Origin of the sequence: Sphingomonas sp. 7/4-4, assembly GCF_027941955.1 — a bacterium.
Taxonomy (GTDB): domain Bacteria; phylum Pseudomonadota; class Alphaproteobacteria; order Sphingomonadales; family Sphingomonadaceae; genus Sphingomonas.
Genome location: NZ_CP115960.1, coordinates 4,077,508 through 4,097,637 on the forward strand (window position 1 = coordinate 4,077,508; position 20,130 = coordinate 4,097,637).

A 20,130-nucleotide genomic window follows, 5' to 3' on the forward strand; every position below is an offset into this window, starting at 1 on the left:
GGCGCAAGGTCGATCCGCTCACCCCATCGTGGGAATGACGAAGGCGTTGCCACCGTCGGGCGAGCCGTCGGGCCAGCGCTGGGTGATGGTCTTGACCTTGGTCCAGAAGCGGACGCCTTCCATGCCGTGCTGGTTGACGTCGCCGAACGCGCTGCGCTTCCAGCCGCCGAAGCTGTGATAGGCGACGGGGACCGGGATCGGCACGTTGATGCCGACCATCCCGACATTGACCCGCGCCGCGAACTCGCGCGCGGCGTGGCCGTTGCGGGTGAAGATCGCGACGCCGTTGCCGTATTGGTGCTCGCTGGGGAGGCGCAACGCGGTCTCAAAATCGGGAGCGCGGACGATCTGGAGGACCGGGCCGAAAATCTCCTCCTTGTACGACTGCATGTCGGTGGTGACGCGGTCGAACAGCGACGGGCCGATGAAGAAGCCTTGCTCATGCCCCTGCAGTTGGAAGCCGCGGCCGTCGACGACGAGCTCGGCGCCTTCGTCGACTCCGGTCTGGATCCAGTTCTCGACGCGCTGCTTGTGCGCGGCGTTCACGACCGGGCCGTAATGCGCGTCATTGTCGGTCGAGACACCGACGCGCAGCTTCTCGATCGCGGGGAGCAGCTTGGCGCGCAGCGCGTCGGCGGTCTTGTCGCCGACAGGCACGACCACCGGCAGCGCCATGCAGCGCTCGCCCGCCGAACCGAACGCGGCGCCCGACAGATCGGCGACGACCTGGTCGAGATCGGCATCGGGCATGACGATGCCGTGGTTTTTGGCGCCGCCCATCGCCTGGACGCGCTTGCCCGCCTCGACGCCGCGGCGATAGACATAATGGGCGATGTCAGACGAGCCGACGAAGCTGACTGCGCTGATCGCCGGATGGTCGAGAATCGCGTCGACCATTTCCTTGTCGCCGTGCACGACCTGCAGGATGCCCTCCGGCAGCCCCGCTTCGAGCATCAGCTCGGCCAGGCGGACGGGGACCGAAGGGTCACGCTCGCTGGGCTTGAGCAGGAAGGCGTTGCCGCAGGCGATCGCCACGCCCGACATCCACAGGGGGATCATCGCGGGGAAGTTGAACGGCGTGATGCCGGCGCCGATGCCGAGCGGCTGGCGCATGCTGTAGACGTCGATGCCGGGGCCGGCGCCCTGGGTATATTCGCCCTTGAGTGCGTGCGGGATACCGCAGGCGAACTCGATCACCTCCAGACCGCGCTGGATGTCGCCCTTGGAGTCGGCGATGACCTTGCCGTGTTCGGACGAGAGCAGGTGCGCGAGCGAATCCATGTTCGCCTCGACCAGCTCCTTGAACTTGAACATCACGCGGGCGCGGCGCTGCGGATTGGTCGCGGCCCAGCCCGGCTGCGCGGCTTGCGCGGCGGCGACGGCGCGGTCGAGATCGGCCTGAGTGCCGAGCGACACGCGCGCCTGCACCTGCCCGGTGTTGGGATCGAAAACGTCCGAGGTGCGCGACGCGCCTCCGCCCGGATTCCCCGCGATGAGATGGTCGATCGTGCGCATAAAACTCTCCTGCGGCGGACGCGATGGCCCGACTCGTCGTGTAATTTTATTGCGCAATGGCACAGCGGGTGCGGCTTCTCAATCCTCCCTCGCGTGAGCGGGGAGGTGGCGCCGAAGGCGACGGAGGGGCTTGGCCCCAGGCTGTTCGCTCGCGGCCAAGCCCCTCCGTCATGCTGCGCATGCCACCTCCCCGCTTCGCGAGGGAGGATTTTAGCGGGTCCGCCCGATCGGCACGGGCAGGAGGCGGCCTTGTTCGTCGGGGACGATCATCACTTCCACCCCGAACGCCTCGCGCAACGGCTGGTGCGCCAGTGCCTCCGCGGCGGGGCCGAACGCTACCACTTCGCCTTGCTTGAGCAGCAGTACGTCATCGGCCGCGCGCGCGGCCTGGATCAGGTCGTGGAGGACGATCACGACGCCCATGCCGGTCGCGGCGAGCGCGCGGAGCTGGTCGAGAAGCCCGAGCTGATGCACCGGGTCGAGGCTGGCGAGCGGCTCGTCGGCAAGCAGCCATTGCGGTTCGCCGGCGAGGACGCGGGCGAGCAGGACGCGGGCGCGCTCGCCGCCCGAGAGCTGGTCGGCGCCGCGATCGGCGAGGGGTGCGTATCGGTGGCGCCGAGTGCCGCACCGATCGCCATCGCGTCCGCCTGCGAAATGCCGGCAAAAGGCGAACGGTGCGGCAGGCGGCCGAGCGCGACGAGATCGTGGACATGCATGTTCCAGTGCACCGTCGCGTCCTGCGGCAGATAGCCGATCAGGCGCGCGCGCTCGCGCGGCTCGATCCGGGCGATGTGCCGCCCGCCGAGCTTGACGTGACCGGCGTCGGGATCGAGCAGCCCAGCCAAGGTCTTGACCAAAGTCGACTTGCCCGAGCCATTGGGCCCGAGGATCGCAGTGACGCGGCCCGGCTGGAAGGCGGCGCTGACGCCGGTGAGCACCCGGCGGTTGCCGAGGCTGACGGCGAGATCGCTGACGCTCAGCTCCATGCCGACCGCCGCATTTTCAACAGGAGCAGGAAGAAGAACGGCGTGCCGAGCAACGCCATCGCGACGCCGAGCCGGATCTCCGACGCACCCGGACCCAGCCGCACGAGGCTGTCGGCGGCGAGGACCAGTGCCGCGCCGCCCAGCGCCGCAGGGAGCAGAAGCGCCGAGGGCTTGGCGCCGGTCAGCGGGCGCAGCAGATGCGGCACGATCAGCCCGACGAAGCCGACCACCCCGGTGACCGCGACGCTGGCGCCGACCGCGAGTCCGGCGCCGAGCACGATCAGCATCTGGGTACGCTGAAGCCGCACTCCGAGCGAGCGCGCCGCGTCTTCGCCCAAAGTCAGCGCGTCGAGCGCGCGCCCGGTGAACAGCAGCAGCGCGCAGCCGATCGCGATGAAGGGCAGGGCCAGCTGGACCTCGGCGAAGCTGCGATCGGTAAGCGCACCCATGATCCAGTCGATGATCTCGGCGGTTGCGAAGGGATTGGGCGCGATCGAGATCAGGAAGGCGGTGAGCGCGCCGGCGAGGCTGGCGAGCACGGTGCCGGCGAGGATGAAGGCGACCTGGCTGTCGGCGCGCCACGCCAGCCCGGCGAGCAGCAGCATCGACCCGCATGCGGCGAGCATGGCGGCGGCGAAGATGACGAGCGGTGCGCTGGCGGCGAAGACGACGATCGCGGCGACGGCGCCCAAAGCGGCGGAGGAGGAGACGCCGACCACCGCCGGATCGGCGAGCGGGTTGCGCAGATAGCCTTGCAGCACCGCTCCGGTCAGCCCCAAAGCGGCGCCGATCGCGAGCCCGAGGATCGCGCGGGGCAGGCGCAGCTCGGCGACGATCCACCAGCGCGGATCGCCCGAGAACCAGACGGACGGCGGCACCCACACCTTGCCCGCCATCAGCGAGCCGGCGAACAGCAGGGCCACCAACACTGCGAGGCCGAGGATCAGCAGCGGCCGGTTCATGGCGCCACCTCGCGCCGGATCTCGGCCAGCCGCGTCATCGCTTTGGTGATCACCGGCCCGCCGCAATTGACGAGGCTGCGCGGGAAATGCGCCTGATGAACCTTGGCGCCCGAGCGGGCGAGCGCCCAGCCGCGCATCTGCGCCGCGCGCGAGCTGGCGTCGCGGCCGGACTGATCGGGGACGAGCATCACCCGAGGCGGATCGGCCACGACATGCTCGATCGGGAGATAGCCGGTGCCCTGCAATCCATAATGCGCAGCATGGTCGCTGAAGCCGGCCTTGACCATCATCTCGTCGAGCAAGGTATTCGCGCCGTTGACGGTGTTGCCGCCGATCCAGAGCAAGGCGGGGACGAGCGGGCGATCGGTGCGCGCACCGGTGACGGCGCGGTCGATCCTCGCGACCATCGCTTCGCCGGCGGGCACGGCGCCCACCGCCGCGGCGAGTTCGCGCACTTGCGTCTTGCTGTCGGCGATCGTGCTCGCCCAGCCGAGCGTGAACGTCTTCACGCCGGCGCGCGCAAGCGCCTCGCGCGTCGAGACCGAAGCGAAGCTGTCGATGATCGCGAGATCGGGGCGCAGCGCGATGATCTCCTCGGCGGTGCCGTTGTTGACGTTGAATTTCCGGGCGACCTCGATCGGGATCGAGGTCGCGCCGGGATCGCGCGAATAATGGCTGATCGCGGCGATGCGGTCGGGCGGGACCAGTTCGACCAGCATCGCATCGGCGCACGGGTTAAGCGACACGATCCCGCCCCCGTGCGACGAAGGTTGCGCCGCGCATCCGGCTGCCGCGAGGCAGAGAAGCGCGGCGACCCGCATCAGTTGAGCTTCAGCCGCACGCCGGCATAGGCCGCGCGTCCATAGGTGCCGTAGCCCGACACCACCTGATACTTCTCGTCGGTCAGGTTCTCGACGCGGCCATAGACTGCGAAGCGATCGCCGATCGGCATCTCGGCGCGGATGCTGCCGAGCGCGAAGCCGTCGAGCCGGGTGAAATTGCCCTGGTCGTTGAAGCTGTCCCCGACGATCGTCACCGTGCCCCCAGCGAAAGCCCGAACGGCAGGCGGTAATCGGCGGAGAGACTGGCGGTGTCCTGCGGACGGCGCGCCAGCTGGTTGCCTTCATACCCCGCCGAGCGGTTCTCGGCGTCGGTATAGGTGTAGTTGGCGGTGACGGTAAGCGCCGCGACGGGCTTCAGCGCGAGTTCGACCTCGACACCCTCGGCGCGGGTGCGCGCGATGTTGGCGTAGGTGAAGCTGACCAGATCGAAGTCGATCTGGTTGCGCGTGTCGCGGTGGAAATACGTCACGGCCAGCTTGGCGGCACCGGCAAGCGCGCTCTGCTCGACGCCGGCTTCCCAGCTCTTCGCCGTCTCGGGCTGGAGCGTGTCGGTGCCGTAGAAGGGCGCGAACAGCTGGTAGAGCGTCGGTGCCTTGAAGCCCTCGCCATAGCTGGCGCGAAGCAAGGTGTTCTCGAACGGCTTGACCGCGGCGCTGGCGCCCCAGGTCGTGCGCCCGCCGAACCGGCTGTGATCGTCGTTGCGGATGCCCGCGGTGAGCGTGACCTGCTCGACCGGCGTGACGATCGCCTGACCGTAGAAGCTGGTGATGTCGGCGCGGTAGGTGTCGCTGCCATCGTAGAAGCGGAGGTTCTCGCGCTCGGCGCCGAAGGTCACGCGGACCTGCTCGACCAGCTTCGCGTCGCCGCGATATTCGTAGCGCTCGCTGCGACCGCGATAGAGATAATGCGGCGTGAAGGCGCCGGGCGCCGGATCATAGCCGTCGCGATTGACGTCGGCGATGGTGAAGGCGACGCGGTTTTCCAGGCCGCCGAAATTGGCGAACAGCCCGGCATAGCCGTACAGCTCCTGCGCGGTCGAATACTCGTCGGTGTCCGCGAAGCTGAAGGTCGGGGCGGGGAAGCCGTCGAGCTCGAGCCGCGAATTGGCGTAATAGCCGCGCAGATCGGCGCCGAAGCCCGGTGCGAACTCGACGCGAAGCCGGCCGCTGGCATTATATTGGCGATAGCCGTCCGCCTCGGTGCCCGCTGCCGCCTGCGAGATGCCGTCGGTGCGGAAATAGCCGCCGGTCAGCGCGCCCTGCACCGTGTCGTTGCCCGCGGCGATCGCGGCGTTGGCGGAGATCTGGTCGGCATAGCCATATTCGGCATTGGCGCGCGCCTCGATCCCGTCGACGGGCTTCTGGGTGACCACATTGACCACGCCGCCCAGTGCCTGGCTGCCCCAGATCACCGAATTGGGCCCGCGCAGGATTTCGACGCGCTGGACCGAGCCGGTCAGCAGATTGCCGAAGTCGAAAGCGCCGGCGGGAGCCGAGGATCGTTGGCGCGGACGCCGTCGATCAGCACCAGGGTCTGCGCATCCTCGGCACCGCGGATGCGGACCGCGGTCACGCCGCCTGGGCCGCCATTGCGGGTGGAGGAGACGCCCGGCGTGGTAGCGAGCAGGTCGGAGAGCGAGACGGTCTGGCGCGCCTCGATCAAATCGCGGTCGAGCACGGTGATCGAGCGGCCGGTGGTCTCGGCATCCTGCTCGACGCCGGACGCGACGACGACGATCCGGTCGTCGTCCGACTGGGCATGCGCCACGGCCGGCAGCAATGCGGCGGAGGCGTAAAGAAACAGCTTCAACTTGGTCACGGCAAAGACACCTTCGTCTGGGGTCGTCTTGCCGAAAATTGGCGCGGCGACCCGGTTAAACGGTGTCGCTCACGCGAGGGCACGCCCTCGTTCGCCCGGTGCACCCCGCCCGCGCAAAGGAATCGACTGTGACTGGCAGGTCTCCTGGCTCCCGGGTCACTACATGCGCGCCGCCTTCCCGGATGTGCTCCAGTGGCATGATGGCGCGAATGCTCGCCGGTTACAGTTGCGGGGGCAGCCTCGGGTTCGAACCGAGTTCCCATTTTCATCCCCTTGCGGGGACACCTGTCACGGCGGCGCCTCTACGCCCGGCCCGGTTTCGCTGCAACAGCGAAATAAATGTGGGTTTGTCTCTTTAGTGTAACCAACGGTCAATCCGGCGTTTACCAGCCTGCCGCACAAGCGCCTCATGCGAACCGCCTCGTCTCCGTTGCCCCGCTCGTCTCCCGATTGGCTCAGCCCGGAAGAGGCGAGCCCGCCTTTGCTGATGCTTCGCGATTCACTGTTCGAGGCCGTCGACATCTTCACCCGTGATACCGACATCCGGCTGGTGCCAGTGGTCGACGCCGCGGATCGCCCGGTCGGCGCGGTGTTCGAGAAGGATGTGCGGCAGCTGCTGCTCAATCCCTTCGGCCACGCGCTGCTGCGCAACCCCAGTTACGGCCACGCCGTCGCCCGGCTGGTGCGCGATTGTCCGGTGGCGGAAATGACGCGGGACGTGGGCGCGCTGACCCGGGCCTATCGCGCCGCCAATGGCAGCGAGGGGATGATCCTCACCCGCGACGGCCGCGTCGCCGGCGTGCTCACCAATCGCCGCCTGCTCCACATGACCGCCGAGCAGGAGCGCGGCGAAACCCGCGCCCGGGTCGAACGTGCCGAGCGCATCGAGCAGGCTAGTCTCAGGTTCGAGGCGCAGGTGACTTCGCTGTCGCGGACGATGCGCGCGCTCGCCACCGAGCTGCAGCACGACGCCTCGGGCACCGCCGGCCGCGCCTCCGATCTCGGCGACCGCGCGGTCGCGGTGGCGGCGGCGGCGTCGCAAACCCGTGACAATATCGGCGAGATCGCCGAGCGCGGCCGCGGTCTCGCCGGCGCGCTCGCGCGGATCGAGCGGAGCAGCGACGCCACGCGCGGCGCGGCGTCGCGCGCCGCCGATATGGTCGCCGCGGGCAGCAACCGCACGCGCGAGCTGCTGGGCGCCGCGCAGACGATCGATTCGGTGATCGCGCTGATCAGCGAGATCGCGGCCCGAGTGAATTTGCTCGCGCTCAATGCCACGATCGAGGCCGCGCGTGCGGGCGAGGCGGGACGGGGCTTCACTGTCGTCGCGCACGAAGTGAAGCAGCTCTCCAGCCAGACCAGCACCGCGGCAGCGCGAATCGCAGCGCATGTCGGCGAGATCCGCCACGGCATCGACGATGTCGCGCGCGGCCATGCCGAGGTCGAATGTGCGATCGAGGCGATGGCCGAGCTGGCGAGCGGCGTGCAGGCCGCGGTGATGGCGCAGGAGGCCGCGACCCGGACGATCGCCGTCAATGTCGAGGAAGCGGTCGCCGCCAGTGCCGCGATCCATGACGATGTCGCCGCGATCGGCGAGACGTCGCGTGCGGCGCAGGACAGCGTCGACACCATGCGCGCCCGCGCCGCACGGCTGCAGCAGGGCGCGGGGCGCTCTCGGAAGAGCTGGAAGCGTTCCTGGCGGAGCTGCGCGCGGCCTAGGGCCGCGGGCCGGTCTCGGCGAACTCGGCCATCAGCGCCGGATAGCTTTCGGGATCGGGAAAGGTGTCGAACCGGTGCCTCGCGCCGGTCTCGGCCCAGGGCAATTTCTCGCACGCGTACGTGTCGAGGAAGGGCGTCACCCAGCCATGCTCGTCGAGCACGGGCACGCGCAAATTGACGAAGAAATCCATGCCTTCGATCCGGGTGAACAGCCAGCTCTTGCAGCTGTCGCAATGGTGGTGATGGGCCTGCGGTCCGCGCAGCCCGCCGATCACCGTCTCGCCTGCGGTCACCGCAAAGCCTTCGGAAGGAATGCTGATCGTCAGCGAGAAGGCGCTCGCGCTCATCGAGCGGCAGCCGGTGCAATGGCAGGCCATCGTCATCATCGGCGGCGCGCTCACGCGCACCCGCACCGCGCCGCAGCGGCATCCGCCTTCCCAAGGCAATTTCCAAGCGTCCATTGGCACCTCCAGCGCGCTTTTAGCGGCACCCCTTGCGACGGCAATGCCGGAAGCACGATCATCGCGGGTGCGCGGCTATCTCATTGGGAAGGAGGAACGGCGGGGCCGGGGCTGCGTTGTGGCAAGCCTAGGAGGACCGCCTTGCCATGAAGACGCATCATTTGATCCTGGGGCTCGCCCCGGCGCTCGCACTTGCCGCTTGCGGCGGCAACCAGACGACCACGACCAACGCGACCACAACCGCCGACAACGTATCGGCCCTGGACGTGCCCGCCGCCGACAATATGGCGATGGCGGATGCGGCACTGTCGCCGGCGCAGAAGTTCGCCAACGATGTCGGCGCCAGTGACTATTACGAGATCGAGGCCGGCAAGCTGGCGCAGGAAAAGGCGCAGGCCAAGGGCCTCAAGGACTTCGGCAAGATGATGGTCGAGCATCACACCGCCTCGACCGACAAGCTCAAGGCGGCCGGTGCCAAGGCCAGCCCGGCGATCACGCCCAATCCGACGCTCACCGTCGAGCAGGAGGCCAATCTCTCGGCGCTGCGGGCGGCCGACGGCGCGGCGTTCGACGCTGCCTACAAGGCCCAGCAGATCGCTGCGCACGAGAAAGCGCTCGCCGCGGTCAAGGACTATGCCGCCACCGGCGACGTTCCCGAGCTCAAGAAGTTCGCGGGCGATGCCGAGAAGATCGTCCAGGCGCATCTGACCAAGATCAAGGGGCTGTAGGCGGGAACTCTCTCCTCTCTCCGCTTGCGGGGAGAGGGCCGGGGAGAGGTGCCTATCGAGGGCGCGACGCACTTGCCCCTCTCCCCGACCCTCTCCCCTGAAGGGGAGAGGGAGAAGGAAGGAAGGTTTAGGCCGCTTCTTCCTGCGCCATGTCGGGCACTGCGCGCGGCCCGGTCGCCGCGGCCTCGCCGCCGGTCCGCTTGAGCCGGCCGTCGACATGGCCGCCATTCTCGATGGTGATGTCCTGATATTCGACATCGCCGATGATCTTCGCCGAACGCTCGACCGTGAGGTGCTTGACGTGGACGCTGCCTTCGATCGTCCCGGCGATCCGTGCGGTCTCGGCAGTGACGCCGCCGACGATCCGGCTCTCGGGTCCCTGGACAAGGTTGCCGCAATAGACGTCGCCCTCGATGCTCCCGTCGATATGGAGGTCGGCGGTCGCGCGGACATCGCCGGTCACTTCCATGTCAGGGCCGATCACCGAGAACATGCCGCGCCCGCGTCCGCTTGCCTGCGCCGGGCTCGTGGGCCGGTCGTCGCGCTTGTTGCCGTTGAACATAAGATACTCCCCCAGCCCGGGACTCGAAGCCCCGGTGTGTGCCTATCATTGTCGGGCGGAATCCAAAACTCGCTGAACCGCTCGACTGGTCGATTATCGTTGAGTCGCCGGAGCGCACGGCATGAAGGAGCGGCAGCGAGCATTGCGAGCGAAGCTGCGGTGCCCGGCGTCGGACCGTCGAGCCAAATGCGCCCGCTGCCCCCATTGACCCCGCATGCCTCCACAGCTATAGGCGCCCCCGTTCCGCGAGGGCCCCACAAGGCATAAGACTCGGGGAACAAAGAGCTGAACGTTGCTGGAGACGCAATGGCCCGGGGGTCAAAGACACCCGGGGCCTTTTCGTATTCTATAGAGATTTGATTTTTTCGAGAAGAATCTGGGCTCCAGCAAAGTAACCGCCGGATCATCCGGTAACTTAAAGGTGAAGGGCTTCATGCCAACGATCAACCAGCTGGTCCGCAAGGGCCGCGAACCGCAGAAGGCCAAGTCGAAGGTCCCTGCGATGGAGCAGAACCCGCAAAAGCGCGGCGTCTGCACCCGTGTCTACACCACGACCCCGAAGAAGCCGAACTCGGCTCTGCGCAAGGTGGCCAAGGTCCGCCTGACCAACCAGCGCGAAGTCATTTCGTACATTCCGGGCGAGGGCCACAATCTTCAGGAGCACTCGGTGGTCCTGATCCGCGGCGGCCGCGTGCGCGATCTTCCCGGCGTTCGGTATCACGTCCTTCGCGGCGTGCTCGATACGCAGGGTGTGAAGGATCGTCGCCAGTCGCGTTCCAAGTACGGCGCAAAGCGTCCGAAGTAAGCCGGCCGGCTTATGCCGACCTCCAAGGCTGAAGTTTAGAAGGAAGATATCAGATGGCTCGTCGTCGTCGTCCCGAGAAGCGGGAAATCCTGCCTGATCCCGTTTACGGGGATGAGGTTCTCACCAAGTTCATGAATTCGGTCATGCTGGACGGCAAGAAGTCCGTGGCCGAGGGCATCGTCTATACGGCGCTCGAAACCGTCGAGCAGCGCGCCAAGCGCGAGCCGATCGGCGTGTTCCATGAAGCGCTCAACAACATCAAGCCGGGCATCGAGGTCCGTTCGCGCCGCGTCGGCGGTGCGACCTACCAGGTTCCCGTCGAGGTCCGTCCGGAGCGTGCCCAGGCACTTGCGATCCGCTGGCTGATCACGTCCGCGCGCAATCGCAGCGAGCACACCATGTCGGCCCGCCTCTCGGGCGAGCTGATGGATGCCGCCAACAACCGCGGCAACGCGGTGAAGAAGCGCGAAGACACCCACCGTATGGCCGAAGCGAACCGCGCCTTCAGCCACTACCGCTGGTAATTTTCGACCCTATATTCTGGGGAGCCGCCACCAGCGGCTCCCCAAATCGCTAAGGAAACTGAGATCATGGCCCGCAGCCATCCGCTCGATCGCTATCGCAATATCGGCATCATGGCGCACATCGACGCCGGCAAGACGACGACGACCGAGCGCATCCTCTATTACACCGGCAAGTCCTACAAGATCGGCGAAGTGCACGAAGGCACCGCGACGATGGACTGGATGGAGCAGGAGCAGGAGCGCGGGATCACGATCACGTCCGCCGCTACGACGTGCAAGTGGCGCGCCGAAGAGGGCAAGGGCGAAGAGCACCTGATCAACATCATCGACACTCCCGGGCACGTCGACTTCACGATCGAAGTCGAGCGTTCGCTGCGCGTGCTCGATGGCGCGGTCGCATGCTTCGACGGCGTTGCCGGCGTCGAGCCGCAGTCCGAGACCGTGTGGCGCCAGGCCGACAAGTACGGCGTGCCGCGCATGTGCTTCGTCAACAAGCTCGACCGCACCGGCGCGGACTTCTACTTCTGCGTCAACTCGATCATCGAGCGTCTGGGCGCGCGTCCGGCCGTGCTGTATCTGCCGATCGGTATCGAGGGCGGCTTCAAGGGCCTGGTCGACTTGGTCGAGAACCGCGCGATCATCTGGCTCGAAGAGAGCCTGGGCGCGAAGTTCGTCTATGAGGACATTCCCGCGGACTTGGCCGAAAAGGCCGCCAAGTATCGCAGCGAGCTGATCGAGATGGCCGTCGAGCAGGACGACGACCTGATGGAGGCATATCTCGAAGGCAATGAGCCATCGGTCGCCGACCTCAAGAAGCTGATCCGCAAGGGTACGCTCAGCATGGCGTTCGTGCCCGTGGTGTGCGGCTCGGCGTTCAAGAACAAGGGCGTCCAGCCTTTGCTCGACGCTGTGGTCGACTATCTGCCGAGCCCGCTCGACGTTCCCGCCATCCAGGGCCTCAAGCTCGACGGCGTGACGCCGGACGAGCGCCCGTCTTCGGACGACGTTCCGTTCTCGGCGCTGGCGTTCAAGATCATGAACGATCCGTTCGTCGGCACGCTGACCTTCGCACGCATCTATTCGGGCAAGCTCGAGACCGCGTCGCAGGTCACGAACTCGGTCAAGGACAAGAAGGAAAAGGTCGGCCGCATGCTGCTGATGCATGCGAACGAGCGCGAGGACATCCAGGTGGCCTATGCCGGCGACATCGTCGCTCTGGCGGGCCTGAAGGACACCACGACCGGTGACACTTTGTGTGCCATCAACGCGCCGATCATCCTCGAGCGGATGGAATTCCCCGAGCCGGTGATCGAGCTGTCGGTGGAGCCGAAGACCAAGGCCGACCAGGAGAAGATGGGCGTCGCCCTGAATCGCCTGGCGCGCGAGGACCCGTCGTTCCGCGTGACTTCGGACGCCGAAAGCGGCCAGACCATCATCAAGGGGATGGGCGAGCTCCATCTCGAGATCCTGGTCGATCGCATGAAGCGCGAGTTCAAGGTCGAGGCCAATGTCGGCGCGCCGCAGGTGGCGTATCGCGAGTATCTCGCGAAGCCGGTGGACATCGACTACACGCACAAGAAGCAGTCGGGCGGTACCGGTCAGTTCGGTCGCGTGAAGGTCAAGCTCACGCCGGGCGAACGCGGTTCGGGCATCATCTTCAAGGACGAGATCAAGGGCGGCAATATTCCCAAGGAATATATCCCCGCGATCGAGAAGGGCTTCCGCGAGACGGCTGCCACGGGTTCGCTGGTCGGCTTCCCGATCATCGACTTCGAGATCCTGCTGTATGACGGCGCGTACCACGACGTCGATTCGTCGGCGCTGGCGTTCGAAATCTGTGCCCGCGGCGCGATGCGCGAAGCGGCCCAGAAGTCGGGCATCAAGCTGCTCGAGCCGATCATGAAGGTCGAGGTCGTCACTCCGGAGGATTATCTGGGCGACGTCATCGGCGACATGAACAGCCGCCGTGGCCAGATCCAGGGCACCGATACGCGCGGCAACGCGCAGACGGTGGACGCGATGGTCCCGCTGGCGAACATGTTCGGCTATGTGAACGCGCTCCGCTCGTTCACCCAGGGCCGCGCGCAATACAGCATGCAGTTTTCGCATTACGACGAAGTGCCCGCGAATGTGGCCGACGAAGTGAAGGCGAAGCTGGCGTAACCCGAAATGAGTCGCTAAGGGGCCGCGTTCGCGTGGCGCCCTGAAGGCCGCGAATCAGAATCCAGAAGGTAGGAAAGCAATGGCGAAGGCAAAATTCGAGCGGAACAAGCCGCACCTCAACATCGGCACCATCGGTCACGTCGATCACGGCAAGACCTCGCTGACCGCAGCGATCACCAAGGTGCTGGCCGAGACCTCGGGCGGCGTCGCAGTCGATTTCGCGAACATCGACAAGGCTCCGGAAGAGCGCGAGCGCGGCATCACCATCTCGACCGCGCACGTCGAGTATGAGACGGCTGCTCGTCACTATGCGCACGTCGATTGCCCGGGCCACGCCGACTATGTGAAGAACATGATCACCGGTGCCGCCCAGATGGACGGCGCGATCCTCGTGGTCGCCGCCACCGACGGCCCGATGCCGCAGACCAAGGAGCACATCCTGCTCGCCAAGCAGGTCGGCGTGCCGACCATGGTGGTATTCCTCAACAAGGTCGATCTGGTCGACGACGAGGAAATCCTCGAGCTGGTCGAGATGGAAATCCGCGAAGAGCTCTCCAAGCGCGAGTTCGACGGCGACAACATTCCGATCATCCGCGGTTCGGCGACTGCCGCGCTTTCGGGTTCGGACGACGTGCTCGGCAAGCAGGCGATCCTTGCGCTGATGGCCGCTGTCGACGAGTCGATCCCGCAGCCGGAGCGTCCGCTGGACAAGCCGTTCATGATGCCGATCGAGGACGTGTTCTCGATCTCGGGCCGCGGCACGGTCGTCACCGGCCGCGTCGAGACCGGCATCGTCAAGGTTGGCGAGGAAGTCGAGATCGTCGGCATCCAGGAAGCCGTCCGCAAGACCGTCGTCACCGGCGTCGAAATGTTCCGCAAGCTGCTTGACCAGGGCCAGGCCGGCGACAACATCGGCGCGCTGATCCGCGGCGTCGGCCGTGAAGAGGTCGAGCGTGGCCAGGTTCTCTGCAAGCCGGGTTCGATCAAGCCGCACACCGACTTCCAGTCGTCGGTCTACGTGCTGTCGAAGGACGAGGGTGGCCGTCACACGCCGTTCTTCGCCAACTATCGTCCGCAGTTCTACTTCCGTACCACGGACGTGACCGGCACGATCGAGCTGCCGGCCGGCACCGAGATGGTGATGCCGGGCGACGAAGTCGCTTTGGGCATCAAGCTCATCGCGCCGATCGCCATGGACGTCGGTCAGCGCTTCACGATCCGTGAAGGCGGCCGTACCGTCGGTGCAGGCGTCGTCGCTTCGATCGACAAGTAAGACTAGGGATAAACAACCGCCCGGGGCTCTCTCAAAGAGAGCCCCGGGCGGTTGCCTCTATGAGGGGCGCTGTAAGGGCGCGCCTCCGGTTTTGGGTTTAACAGCAAGAGCCTCGACTACGAGGCCCGCTCTTTCGCATTGGCAGGTACCATGGAAACGCAGAATATCCGTATTCGCCTGAAGGCGTTCGATCACCGAGTGCTCGACCAGGCGACCGGCGACATCGCCGACACCGCCCGACGTACCGGCGCCCTTATCCGTGGTCCCATCCCGCTTCCGACGAAGATCGAGAAGTTCACGGTCAACCGTGGTCCCCACATCGACAAGAAGTCGCGCGAGCAGTTCGAAGTCCGCACCTACAAGCGTATGCTGGATATCGTGCAGCCGACCCCGCAGACCGTCGACGCACTGATGAAGCTGGACCTCGCTGCCGGCGTCGATGTCGAGATCAAGCTGGCCTAAAGGCTGGACAGGGAAGCGTCGCTGACGTAAAGGCGCGCCTCCACGAGATTCGCGAGTTCCGGTTTGCCGGATTCGCACCGTTCCTCGACCGGATCATCCCGATCCGACGCAAGGGGCAAGAGGGCGCCGCGGGCGCACTCAAAACGAGATAGGGATACCGCCGGCCTCCTTCGGGAGAACCGGGTCTGCGTCCCCCGTCACCCCGCTTCGGCAGGGTTCAGCCCAGACGGGGGCTCGCATCATATTTTGGGCTGAGGCACGCACCCGAGGGAATGGTCCGTCGGGTGCCTCTGTATAGGAGCAACAGGTCATGCGCACTGGCGTGATCGCGAAGAAGTTGGGGATGACCCGCCTGTTCCAGGACGACGGCCGCCACGTGCCGGTCACCGTTCTGGCTCTCGAAGGCTTGCAGGTCGTCTCCGTCCGCGAAGAAGGTCGTGACGGCTACACCGCCGTCCAGCTCGGCGCCGGTTCGGCGAAGAGCAAGAACGTTTCCAAGCCGCAGCGCGGCCACTTCGGCAAGGCCGAAGTCGAGCCCAAGGCAGTGGTCCACGAATTCCGCGTCAACACAGACGGGCTTCTGCCCGTGGGCGCCGAGATCTCGGCCGACCATTATGTCGCTGGCCAGTTCGTCGACATCCAGGGCAAGACCCAGGGCAAGGGCTTCCAGGGCGGCATGAAGCGCTGGGGCTTCGGCGGTCTGCGCGCCACCCACGGCGTCTCGGTCTCGCACCGCTCGCTCGGTTCGACCGGTCAGCGCCAGGATCCGGGCAAGGTCTTCAAGAACAAGAAGATGGCCGGCCACATGGGTGACAAGTATCGCACCCAGCAGAACCTCGAGATCGTCGGCACCGACGTCGAGCGCGGCCTGATCTTCGTCAAGGGCTCGGTCCCTGGCTCGAAGGGCGGCTGGCTGTTCGTCAAGGACGCCGTCAAGGTCGACCGCCATGCCGACGCGCCGTTCCCGGCCGGGATCCGTGATCCCCAGCATGCCGGTGAAGAGCATCACATCGCTGCCGTCGAAGAGGGTGCGGTCCACGAGATCGCCCCGCTGCCGGGCGCCGATGAAGTCGCAGCCGGCGTTGCCGCGGCCGACGCCCAGGGCGCCGGTCAGAGCGATGCCGAGATCAGCGGTGCCGCCGACGGCGACACCACCGGCCAGGAGGGCTGAGCGTGAAGATCAAGGTTCAATCCTTCGACGCCAAGGCGAAGGCCGCGGACATCGAGCTCAACGACGAGGTCTTCGGCCTCGATCCGCGCGCCGACATCCTGCATCGCGTCGTCACCTGGCAGCTCGAGAAGCGCCGCGAGACGGCACGTGGCACGCGTGAGCGTGCCGACGTTGCCCGCACTGGCAAGAAGTTCGGCCGCCAGAAGGGCGGCGGCACCGCCCGTCACGGCGATCGCCGCGCTCCGGTGTTCATCGGTGGTGGTAAGGCGCACGGCGCCCGCGTCCGCGACTTCAATCCGTCGCTGAACAAGAAGATCCGCGCGCTCGGTCTCAAGATGGCTCTCAGCAGCCATGCCAAAGCCGGCTCGCTGATCGTCATGGACAGCCTGAGCGTTGCCGACAGCAAGACCAAGACGCTGCTCGGCAGCCTCGAGGTGCTGAAGTTCGGCAAGAAGACGCTGGTGATCGACGGCGACGCCGTCGAGAACAGCTTCGCGCTCGCCGCCGGCAACCTGCACACGGTCAACGTGCTGCCGGCCCAGGGCGCCAACGTCTACGACATCCTGAAGAGCGACACGCTGGTCCTGACCCGCGCTGCCGTCGAAAAGCTGGAGGCGCGCTTCAATGGCTAAGAAGCAGAAGGCCGCGATCGACAACCGTCATTATGACGTGATCGTCGCGCCGCACATCACCGAGAAGTCGACGCTCGTCTCCGAGCACAACGCAGTTGTGTTCAAGGTCGCCGGCGACGCCACCAAGCCCGAGATCAAGGCCGCCGTCGAGGCGCTCTGGAACGTCAAGGTGACCGGCGTCAACACGATCGTCCAGAAGGGCAAGACCAAGCGCTGGAAGGGTGCTCCCTACAAGCGCTCCGACATGAAGAAGGCAATCGTGACGCTCGCCGACGGTGAGCAGATCGACGTGACCTCGGGGGTCAATTCGTAATGGCACTCAAGAATTATAACCCGACGTCGCCTGGCGTCCGCGGCCTGATCCTGATCGACCGTTCGAACCTGTTCAAGGGTCGTCCGGTCAAGGCGCTCACCGAGGGCAAGACCAAGACCGGCGGTCGCAACAACAAGGGTCACGTGACCTCGCGCGGCATCGCCGGCGGTCACAAGCAGCGCTATCGCATCGTCGATTTCAAGCGCCGCCTGTGGGACGTCGAGGGCGCCGTCGAGCGGATCGAGTATGATCCCAATCGCACTGCGTTCATCGCGCTGGTCAATTACGGCAAGGACGAAGCGGGCAAGGACCGCGTCGCCTATATCATCGCTCCGCAGCGCCTCGCTGTCGGCGACAAGGTGATCGCCGGCAAGAAGACCGACGTGAAGCCGGGCAACGCCATGGAGCTGGGCTCGATGCCGGTCGGCACCATCGTCCACAACGTGGAGATGAAGCCGGGCAAGGGCGGCCAGATCGCCCGTTCGGCTGGCACCTATGTCCAGGTCGTCGGTCGTGACCGCGGCATGGTCATCGTCCGCCTCAACTCGGGCGAGCAGCGCTACATTCATGCGAACTGCATGGCGACGGTCGGTGCGGTGTCGAACCCCGACAACCAGAACCAGAACCTCGGCAAGGCCGGCCGCAATCGTTGGAAGGGCATTCGCCCGCTGACGCGCGGTGTCGCCAAGAACCCGGTCGACCACCCGCACGGCGGTGGTGAAGGCCGGACCTCGGGCGGCCGTCATCCGGTCACGCCTTGGGGCAAGCCGACCAAGGGTGCGCGCACCCGCCACAACAAGGCGACGGACAAGATGATCATCCGCTCGCGTCACGCCAAGAAGAAGGGCTAACCGCTCATGGCTCGTTCCGTCTGGAAGGGTCCGTTCGTGGACCTCCACCTCCTGAAGAAGGCGCAGACCGCGCAGGAGACCAACGCGCGTTCGCCGATCAAGACCTGGTCGCGCCGCTCGACGATCCTGCCCGACTTCGTCGGCCTGACCTTCAGCGTCTACAACGGCCGCAAGTTCGTGCCGGTGTCGGTCAACGAAGACATGGTCGGCATGAAGCTGGGCGAGTTCGCTCCGACCCGCTTCTTCCCCGGCCACGCCGCCGACAAGAAGGGTAAGCGCTAATGTCCAAGCCCCAGGCACCCCGCAAGGTCGGCGACAAGGAAGCGCTGGCCGTTGCAACCCAGATCCGCGGTTCGGCCCAGAAGCTGAACCTCGTCGCGGGCCTCATCCGCGGCCGCAAGGCCGGTGACGCGCTGAACATCCTTCAGTTCTCCACCAAGGCGATGGCGGTCGACGCGCGCAAGGTTCTCGCGTCTGCGATTGCCAATGCGGAGAACAACCACAACCTCGACGTCGACGCGCTCGTCGTCGCCGAGGCTTCGGTCGGCAAGTCGATCACGATGAAGCGCTTCGCGACGCGCGGCCGTGGCAAGTCCACCCGCATCCTGAAGCCGTTCAGCCGTCTTCGCATCGTCGTCCGCGAGCAGGAAGAAGCATAATGGGTCACAAGAGCAACCCGATCGGCCTGCGTCTGCAGATCAACCGTACCTGGGACAGCCGCTGGTTCGCGGAAGGCGCCGATTACGGCCGCCTCCTCCTCGAAGATCTCAAGATGCGCCAGTACATCATCAAGACGCTGCCCCAGGCCGCGATCTCGAAGGTTGTGATCGAGCGTCCGGCCAAGCTGTGCCGCGTTTCGATCTACGCTGCGCGTCCCGGTGTGATCATCGGCAAGAAGGGCACGGACATCGAGAAGCTTCGCAAGACGCTCGGCGCGATGACCTCGTCCGACGTTTCGCTGAACATCGTCGAGATCCGCAAGCCCGAAGTCGACGCCAAGCTCGTCGCGCAGGGCATCGCCGATCAGCTGGAGCGCCGCATCGCGTTCCGTCGCGCCATGAAGCGCGCCGTTCAGTCGGCGATGCGTCTGGGTGCCGACGGCATCCGCGTCGCCTGCGGTGGCCGTCTCGGCGGCGCCGAGATCGCGCGTAACGAAAGCTATCGCGAGGGCCGGGTGCCGCTGCACACGCTGCGCGCCAACCTCGACTACGCCGATGCCACTGCGCACACCGCTTATGGCGTGTGCGGCGTGAAGGTCTGGATCTTCAAGGGCGAGATTCTCGGCCACGATCCGATGGCGCAGGACCGGCTCAACATGGAAGCCCAGACGACCGGCGTGCGCCCCGCGCGCGACGATCGCCGCTAAGGACACCAGGACATGCTGCAACCAAAGAAATTTGCGCACCGCAAGCAGTTCAAGGGCCGCATCCATGGCGATGCCAAGGGCGGCACTTCACTGAACTTCGGTTCCTATGGCCTGAAGGCGATGGAGCCCGAGCGGATCACCGCGCGCCAGATCGAGGCGGCCCGCCGCGCGATCACGCGTCACATCAAGCGCCAGGGGCGTTTGTGGATCCGCATCTTCCCGGACGTTCCGGTTTCGTCGAAGCCGGCCGAAGTCCGCATGGGCTCGGGCAAGGGCGCGCCGGAATATTGGGCCGCTCGCGTCAAGCCGGGCCGCATCCTGTTCGAGCTGGACGGCGTTCCCGGCCCGCTCGCCGCGGAAGCGTTCTCGCGTGCAGCGATGAAGCTGCCGATCAAGGTCAAGGTCGTCGCCCGTCTCGGCGACACCTCGCACCTGGAGGGTTGATAGAAATGACCAAGGCAACCGATCTTCGTGCGAAGACCGAAGACCAGCTCGGTGAAGAGCTCGGCAACCTGAAGCGCGAGGCGTTCAACCTCCGCTTCCAGGCCGCGACCAGCCAGCTCGAGAAGCCGAGCCGGGTCAAGGAAGTCCGTCGCGACATCGCCCGTATCAAGACGCTGCAGACCGAGCGCTCGCGCTCGGAAGCGAAGTAAGGAAGAGACCATGCCGAAGCGCGTGCTGACCGGGAACGTGGTTTCCGACAAGGGCGACAAGACGGTCGTCGTGCTGGTGGAGCGTAAGGTTAAGCACCCGCTCTACGGCAAGATCATCCGTCGCTCGAAGAAGTATCACGCCCATGACGAGGGCAACGAGTACAAGGCCGGCGAGACCGTGCGCATCGAAGAGACTGCGCCGATTTCCAAGCTGAAGACGTGGAAGGTGATCGAGCGGGTCAACACCCACGCGACGCCGTCGAAGGCTGCTGAAGCCTAACACTTTAACTGGAACCACCGGGCCATTGGTCCCGGCAGGCCGAA

General features: G+C 66.1%; 25 protein-coding genes, 3 pseudogenes and 1 riboswitch. Of the genes and pseudogenes, 17 read left to right on the forward strand and 11 right to left on the reverse strand.

Annotated features, from left to right (window positions below):
- Positions 1-18 precede the first annotated feature (18 nt).
- From PIB19_RS20815 to PIB19_RS20845, 9 genes and pseudogenes are all read right to left on the reverse strand, one after another.
- Positions 19-1,515, reverse strand: a complete 1,497-nt coding sequence (locus PIB19_RS20815; protein ID WP_271238863.1) for a CoA-acylating methylmalonate-semialdehyde dehydrogenase — start codon at positions 1,513-1,515, stop codon at positions 19-21.
- 210 nt (positions 1,516-1,725) lie between these two features.
- Positions 1,726-1,989 carry an ABC transporter ATP-binding protein gene (locus PIB19_RS23305; RefSeq protein WP_336297213.1) on the reverse strand — a complete coding sequence of 88 codons (264 nt, stop codon included), beginning with the start codon at positions 1,987-1,989 and terminating at the stop codon, positions 1,726-1,728.
- Between the two features lie 57 nt (positions 1,990-2,046).
- A pseudogene (locus PIB19_RS23310) lies at positions 2,047-2,238 on the reverse strand (hypothetical protein); the annotation flags it as partial.
- Positions 2,169-2,501 (reverse strand): annotated as a pseudogene (locus PIB19_RS23315) (ATP-binding cassette domain-containing protein); the annotation flags it as partial. The pseudogenes PIB19_RS23315 and PIB19_RS23310, both read right to left, overlap by 70 nt.
- Positions 2,492-3,463 (reverse strand): FecCD family ABC transporter permease, encoded by a 972-nt coding sequence (locus PIB19_RS20825; protein WP_271238864.1) that lies wholly within the window; start codon positions 3,461-3,463, stop codon positions 2,492-2,494. The gene PIB19_RS20825 and the pseudogene PIB19_RS23315, both read right to left, overlap by 10 nt.
- Positions 3,460-4,209: an ABC transporter substrate-binding protein gene (locus tag PIB19_RS20830; protein ID WP_271238865.1), complete on the reverse strand. Its 750-nt coding sequence runs from the start codon at positions 4,207-4,209 to the stop codon at positions 3,460-3,462. Before PIB19_RS20830 ends, PIB19_RS20825 begins: the two co-directional genes overlap by 4 nt.
- 74 nt (positions 4,210-4,283) lie before the next feature.
- A complete protein-coding gene (locus PIB19_RS20835) occupies positions 4,284-4,499 on the reverse strand; it encodes a TonB-dependent receptor (RefSeq protein WP_271238866.1) in 216 nt (71 codons plus the stop codon).
- Positions 4,496-5,716, reverse strand: a complete 1,221-nt coding sequence (locus PIB19_RS20840) for a TonB-dependent receptor plug domain-containing protein (protein ID WP_271238867.1) — start codon at positions 5,714-5,716, stop codon at positions 4,496-4,498. Before PIB19_RS20840 ends, PIB19_RS20835 begins: the two co-directional genes overlap by 4 nt.
- 44 nt (positions 5,717-5,760) lie before the next feature.
- Positions 5,761-6,123, reverse strand: coding sequence for a TonB-dependent receptor (locus PIB19_RS20845; protein WP_271238868.1), 363 nt, complete (start codon positions 6,121-6,123; stop codon positions 5,761-5,763).
- Positions 6,124-6,240: 117 nt separating this feature from the next.
- A riboswitch (cobalamin riboswitch) is annotated at positions 6,241-6,427 on the reverse strand.
- 183 nt (positions 6,428-6,610) lie between these two features.
- On the opposite strand from PIB19_RS20845, the pseudogene PIB19_RS20850 reads away from it, so the two are divergent.
- Positions 6,611-7,663 (forward strand): annotated as a pseudogene (locus PIB19_RS20850) (methyl-accepting chemotaxis protein); the annotation flags it as partial.
- A 175-nt stretch (positions 7,664-7,838) separates the two neighbouring features.
- Here PIB19_RS20850 and PIB19_RS20855 read toward each other — a convergent pair.
- On the reverse strand, positions 7,839-8,303 hold the full coding sequence (locus tag PIB19_RS20855) for a GFA family protein (RefSeq protein WP_271238869.1): 465 nt from the start codon (positions 8,301-8,303) through the stop codon (positions 7,839-7,841).
- Positions 8,304-8,449: 146 nt separating this feature from the next.
- Here PIB19_RS20855 and PIB19_RS20860 point away from each other — a divergent pair, with 146 nt between their 5' ends.
- Positions 8,450-9,031, forward strand: a complete 582-nt coding sequence (locus PIB19_RS20860) for a DUF4142 domain-containing protein (RefSeq protein ID WP_271238870.1) — start codon at positions 8,450-8,452, stop codon at positions 9,029-9,031.
- A 127-nt stretch (positions 9,032-9,158) separates the two neighbouring features.
- Here the strand turns inward: PIB19_RS20860 and PIB19_RS20865 are convergent, their stop codons facing one another.
- A complete protein-coding gene (locus PIB19_RS20865) occupies positions 9,159-9,593 on the reverse strand; it encodes a bactofilin family protein (protein ID WP_271238871.1) in 435 nt (144 codons plus the stop codon).
- Positions 9,594-10,026: 433 nt separating this feature from the next.
- Here PIB19_RS20865 and rpsL point away from each other — a divergent pair, with 433 nt between their 5' ends.
- The 15 genes from rpsL to rpsQ all read left to right on the forward strand — a co-directional run bounded on the left by rpsL (position 10,027) and on the right by rpsQ (position 20,086).
- Positions 10,027-10,398: a 30S ribosomal protein S12 gene (rpsL, locus tag PIB19_RS20870; RefSeq protein ID WP_029936467.1), complete on the forward strand. Its 372-nt coding sequence runs from the start codon at positions 10,027-10,029 to the stop codon at positions 10,396-10,398.
- Positions 10,399-10,451: 53 nt separating this feature from the next.
- Positions 10,452-10,922, forward strand: a complete 471-nt coding sequence (gene rpsG, locus PIB19_RS20875; protein WP_077511480.1) for a 30S ribosomal protein S7 — start codon at positions 10,452-10,454, stop codon at positions 10,920-10,922.
- Between the two features lie 66 nt (positions 10,923-10,988).
- Positions 10,989-13,085 (forward strand): elongation factor G, encoded by a 2,097-nt coding sequence (fusA, locus tag PIB19_RS20880; RefSeq protein ID WP_271238872.1) that lies wholly within the window; start codon positions 10,989-10,991, stop codon positions 13,083-13,085.
- Between the two features lie 79 nt (positions 13,086-13,164).
- Entirely contained in the window at positions 13,165-14,358 is a 1,194-nt protein-coding gene (tuf, locus tag PIB19_RS20885; protein WP_271238873.1) for an elongation factor Tu, read from the forward strand.
- A 150-nt stretch (positions 14,359-14,508) separates the two neighbouring features.
- A complete protein-coding gene (gene rpsJ, locus PIB19_RS20890; protein ID WP_029936463.1) occupies positions 14,509-14,820 on the forward strand; it encodes a 30S ribosomal protein S10 in 312 nt (103 codons plus the stop codon).
- A 310-nt stretch (positions 14,821-15,130) separates the two neighbouring features.
- A complete protein-coding gene (gene rplC, locus PIB19_RS20895) occupies positions 15,131-15,991 on the forward strand; it encodes a 50S ribosomal protein L3 (RefSeq protein WP_271238874.1) in 861 nt (286 codons plus the stop codon).
- Positions 15,992-15,993: 2 nt separating this feature from the next.
- Positions 15,994-16,623 carry a 50S ribosomal protein L4 gene (gene rplD, locus PIB19_RS20900; RefSeq protein WP_271238875.1) on the forward strand — a complete coding sequence of 210 codons (630 nt, stop codon included), beginning with the start codon at positions 15,994-15,996 and terminating at the stop codon, positions 16,621-16,623.
- Positions 16,616-16,936, forward strand: a complete 321-nt coding sequence (locus PIB19_RS20905; RefSeq protein WP_100283861.1) for a 50S ribosomal protein L23 — start codon at positions 16,616-16,618, stop codon at positions 16,934-16,936. Before rplD ends, PIB19_RS20905 begins: the two co-directional genes overlap by 8 nt.
- Positions 16,936-17,787, forward strand: a complete 852-nt coding sequence (rplB, locus tag PIB19_RS20910) for a 50S ribosomal protein L2 (RefSeq protein ID WP_271238876.1) — start codon at positions 16,936-16,938, stop codon at positions 17,785-17,787. The genes PIB19_RS20905 and rplB overlap by 1 nt, the downstream gene beginning before the upstream one ends.
- 6 nt (positions 17,788-17,793) lie before the next feature.
- Positions 17,794-18,069 carry a 30S ribosomal protein S19 gene (rpsS, locus tag PIB19_RS20915; RefSeq protein ID WP_077511491.1) on the forward strand — a complete coding sequence of 92 codons (276 nt, stop codon included), beginning with the start codon at positions 17,794-17,796 and terminating at the stop codon, positions 18,067-18,069.
- Entirely contained in the window at positions 18,069-18,446 is a 378-nt protein-coding gene (rplV, locus tag PIB19_RS20920; RefSeq protein WP_037566464.1) for a 50S ribosomal protein L22, read from the forward strand. Before rpsS ends, rplV begins: the two co-directional genes overlap by 1 nt.
- A complete protein-coding gene (gene rpsC, locus PIB19_RS20925) occupies positions 18,446-19,153 on the forward strand; it encodes a 30S ribosomal protein S3 (protein WP_271238877.1) in 708 nt (235 codons plus the stop codon). The genes rplV and rpsC overlap by 1 nt, the downstream gene beginning before the upstream one ends.
- Positions 19,154-19,165: 12 nt before the next feature.
- Positions 19,166-19,597 (forward strand): 50S ribosomal protein L16, encoded by a 432-nt coding sequence (gene rplP, locus PIB19_RS20930; RefSeq protein ID WP_029936455.1) that lies wholly within the window; start codon positions 19,166-19,168, stop codon positions 19,595-19,597.
- Positions 19,598-19,602: 5 nt separating this feature from the next.
- Positions 19,603-19,806: a 50S ribosomal protein L29 gene (gene rpmC / locus PIB19_RS20935; protein ID WP_271238878.1), complete on the forward strand. Its 204-nt coding sequence runs from the start codon at positions 19,603-19,605 to the stop codon at positions 19,804-19,806.
- A gap of 10 nt (positions 19,807-19,816) precedes the next feature.
- A complete protein-coding gene (rpsQ, locus tag PIB19_RS20940) occupies positions 19,817-20,086 on the forward strand; it encodes a 30S ribosomal protein S17 (protein ID WP_029936453.1) in 270 nt (89 codons plus the stop codon).
- Positions 20,087-20,130: the final 44 nt, after the last annotated feature.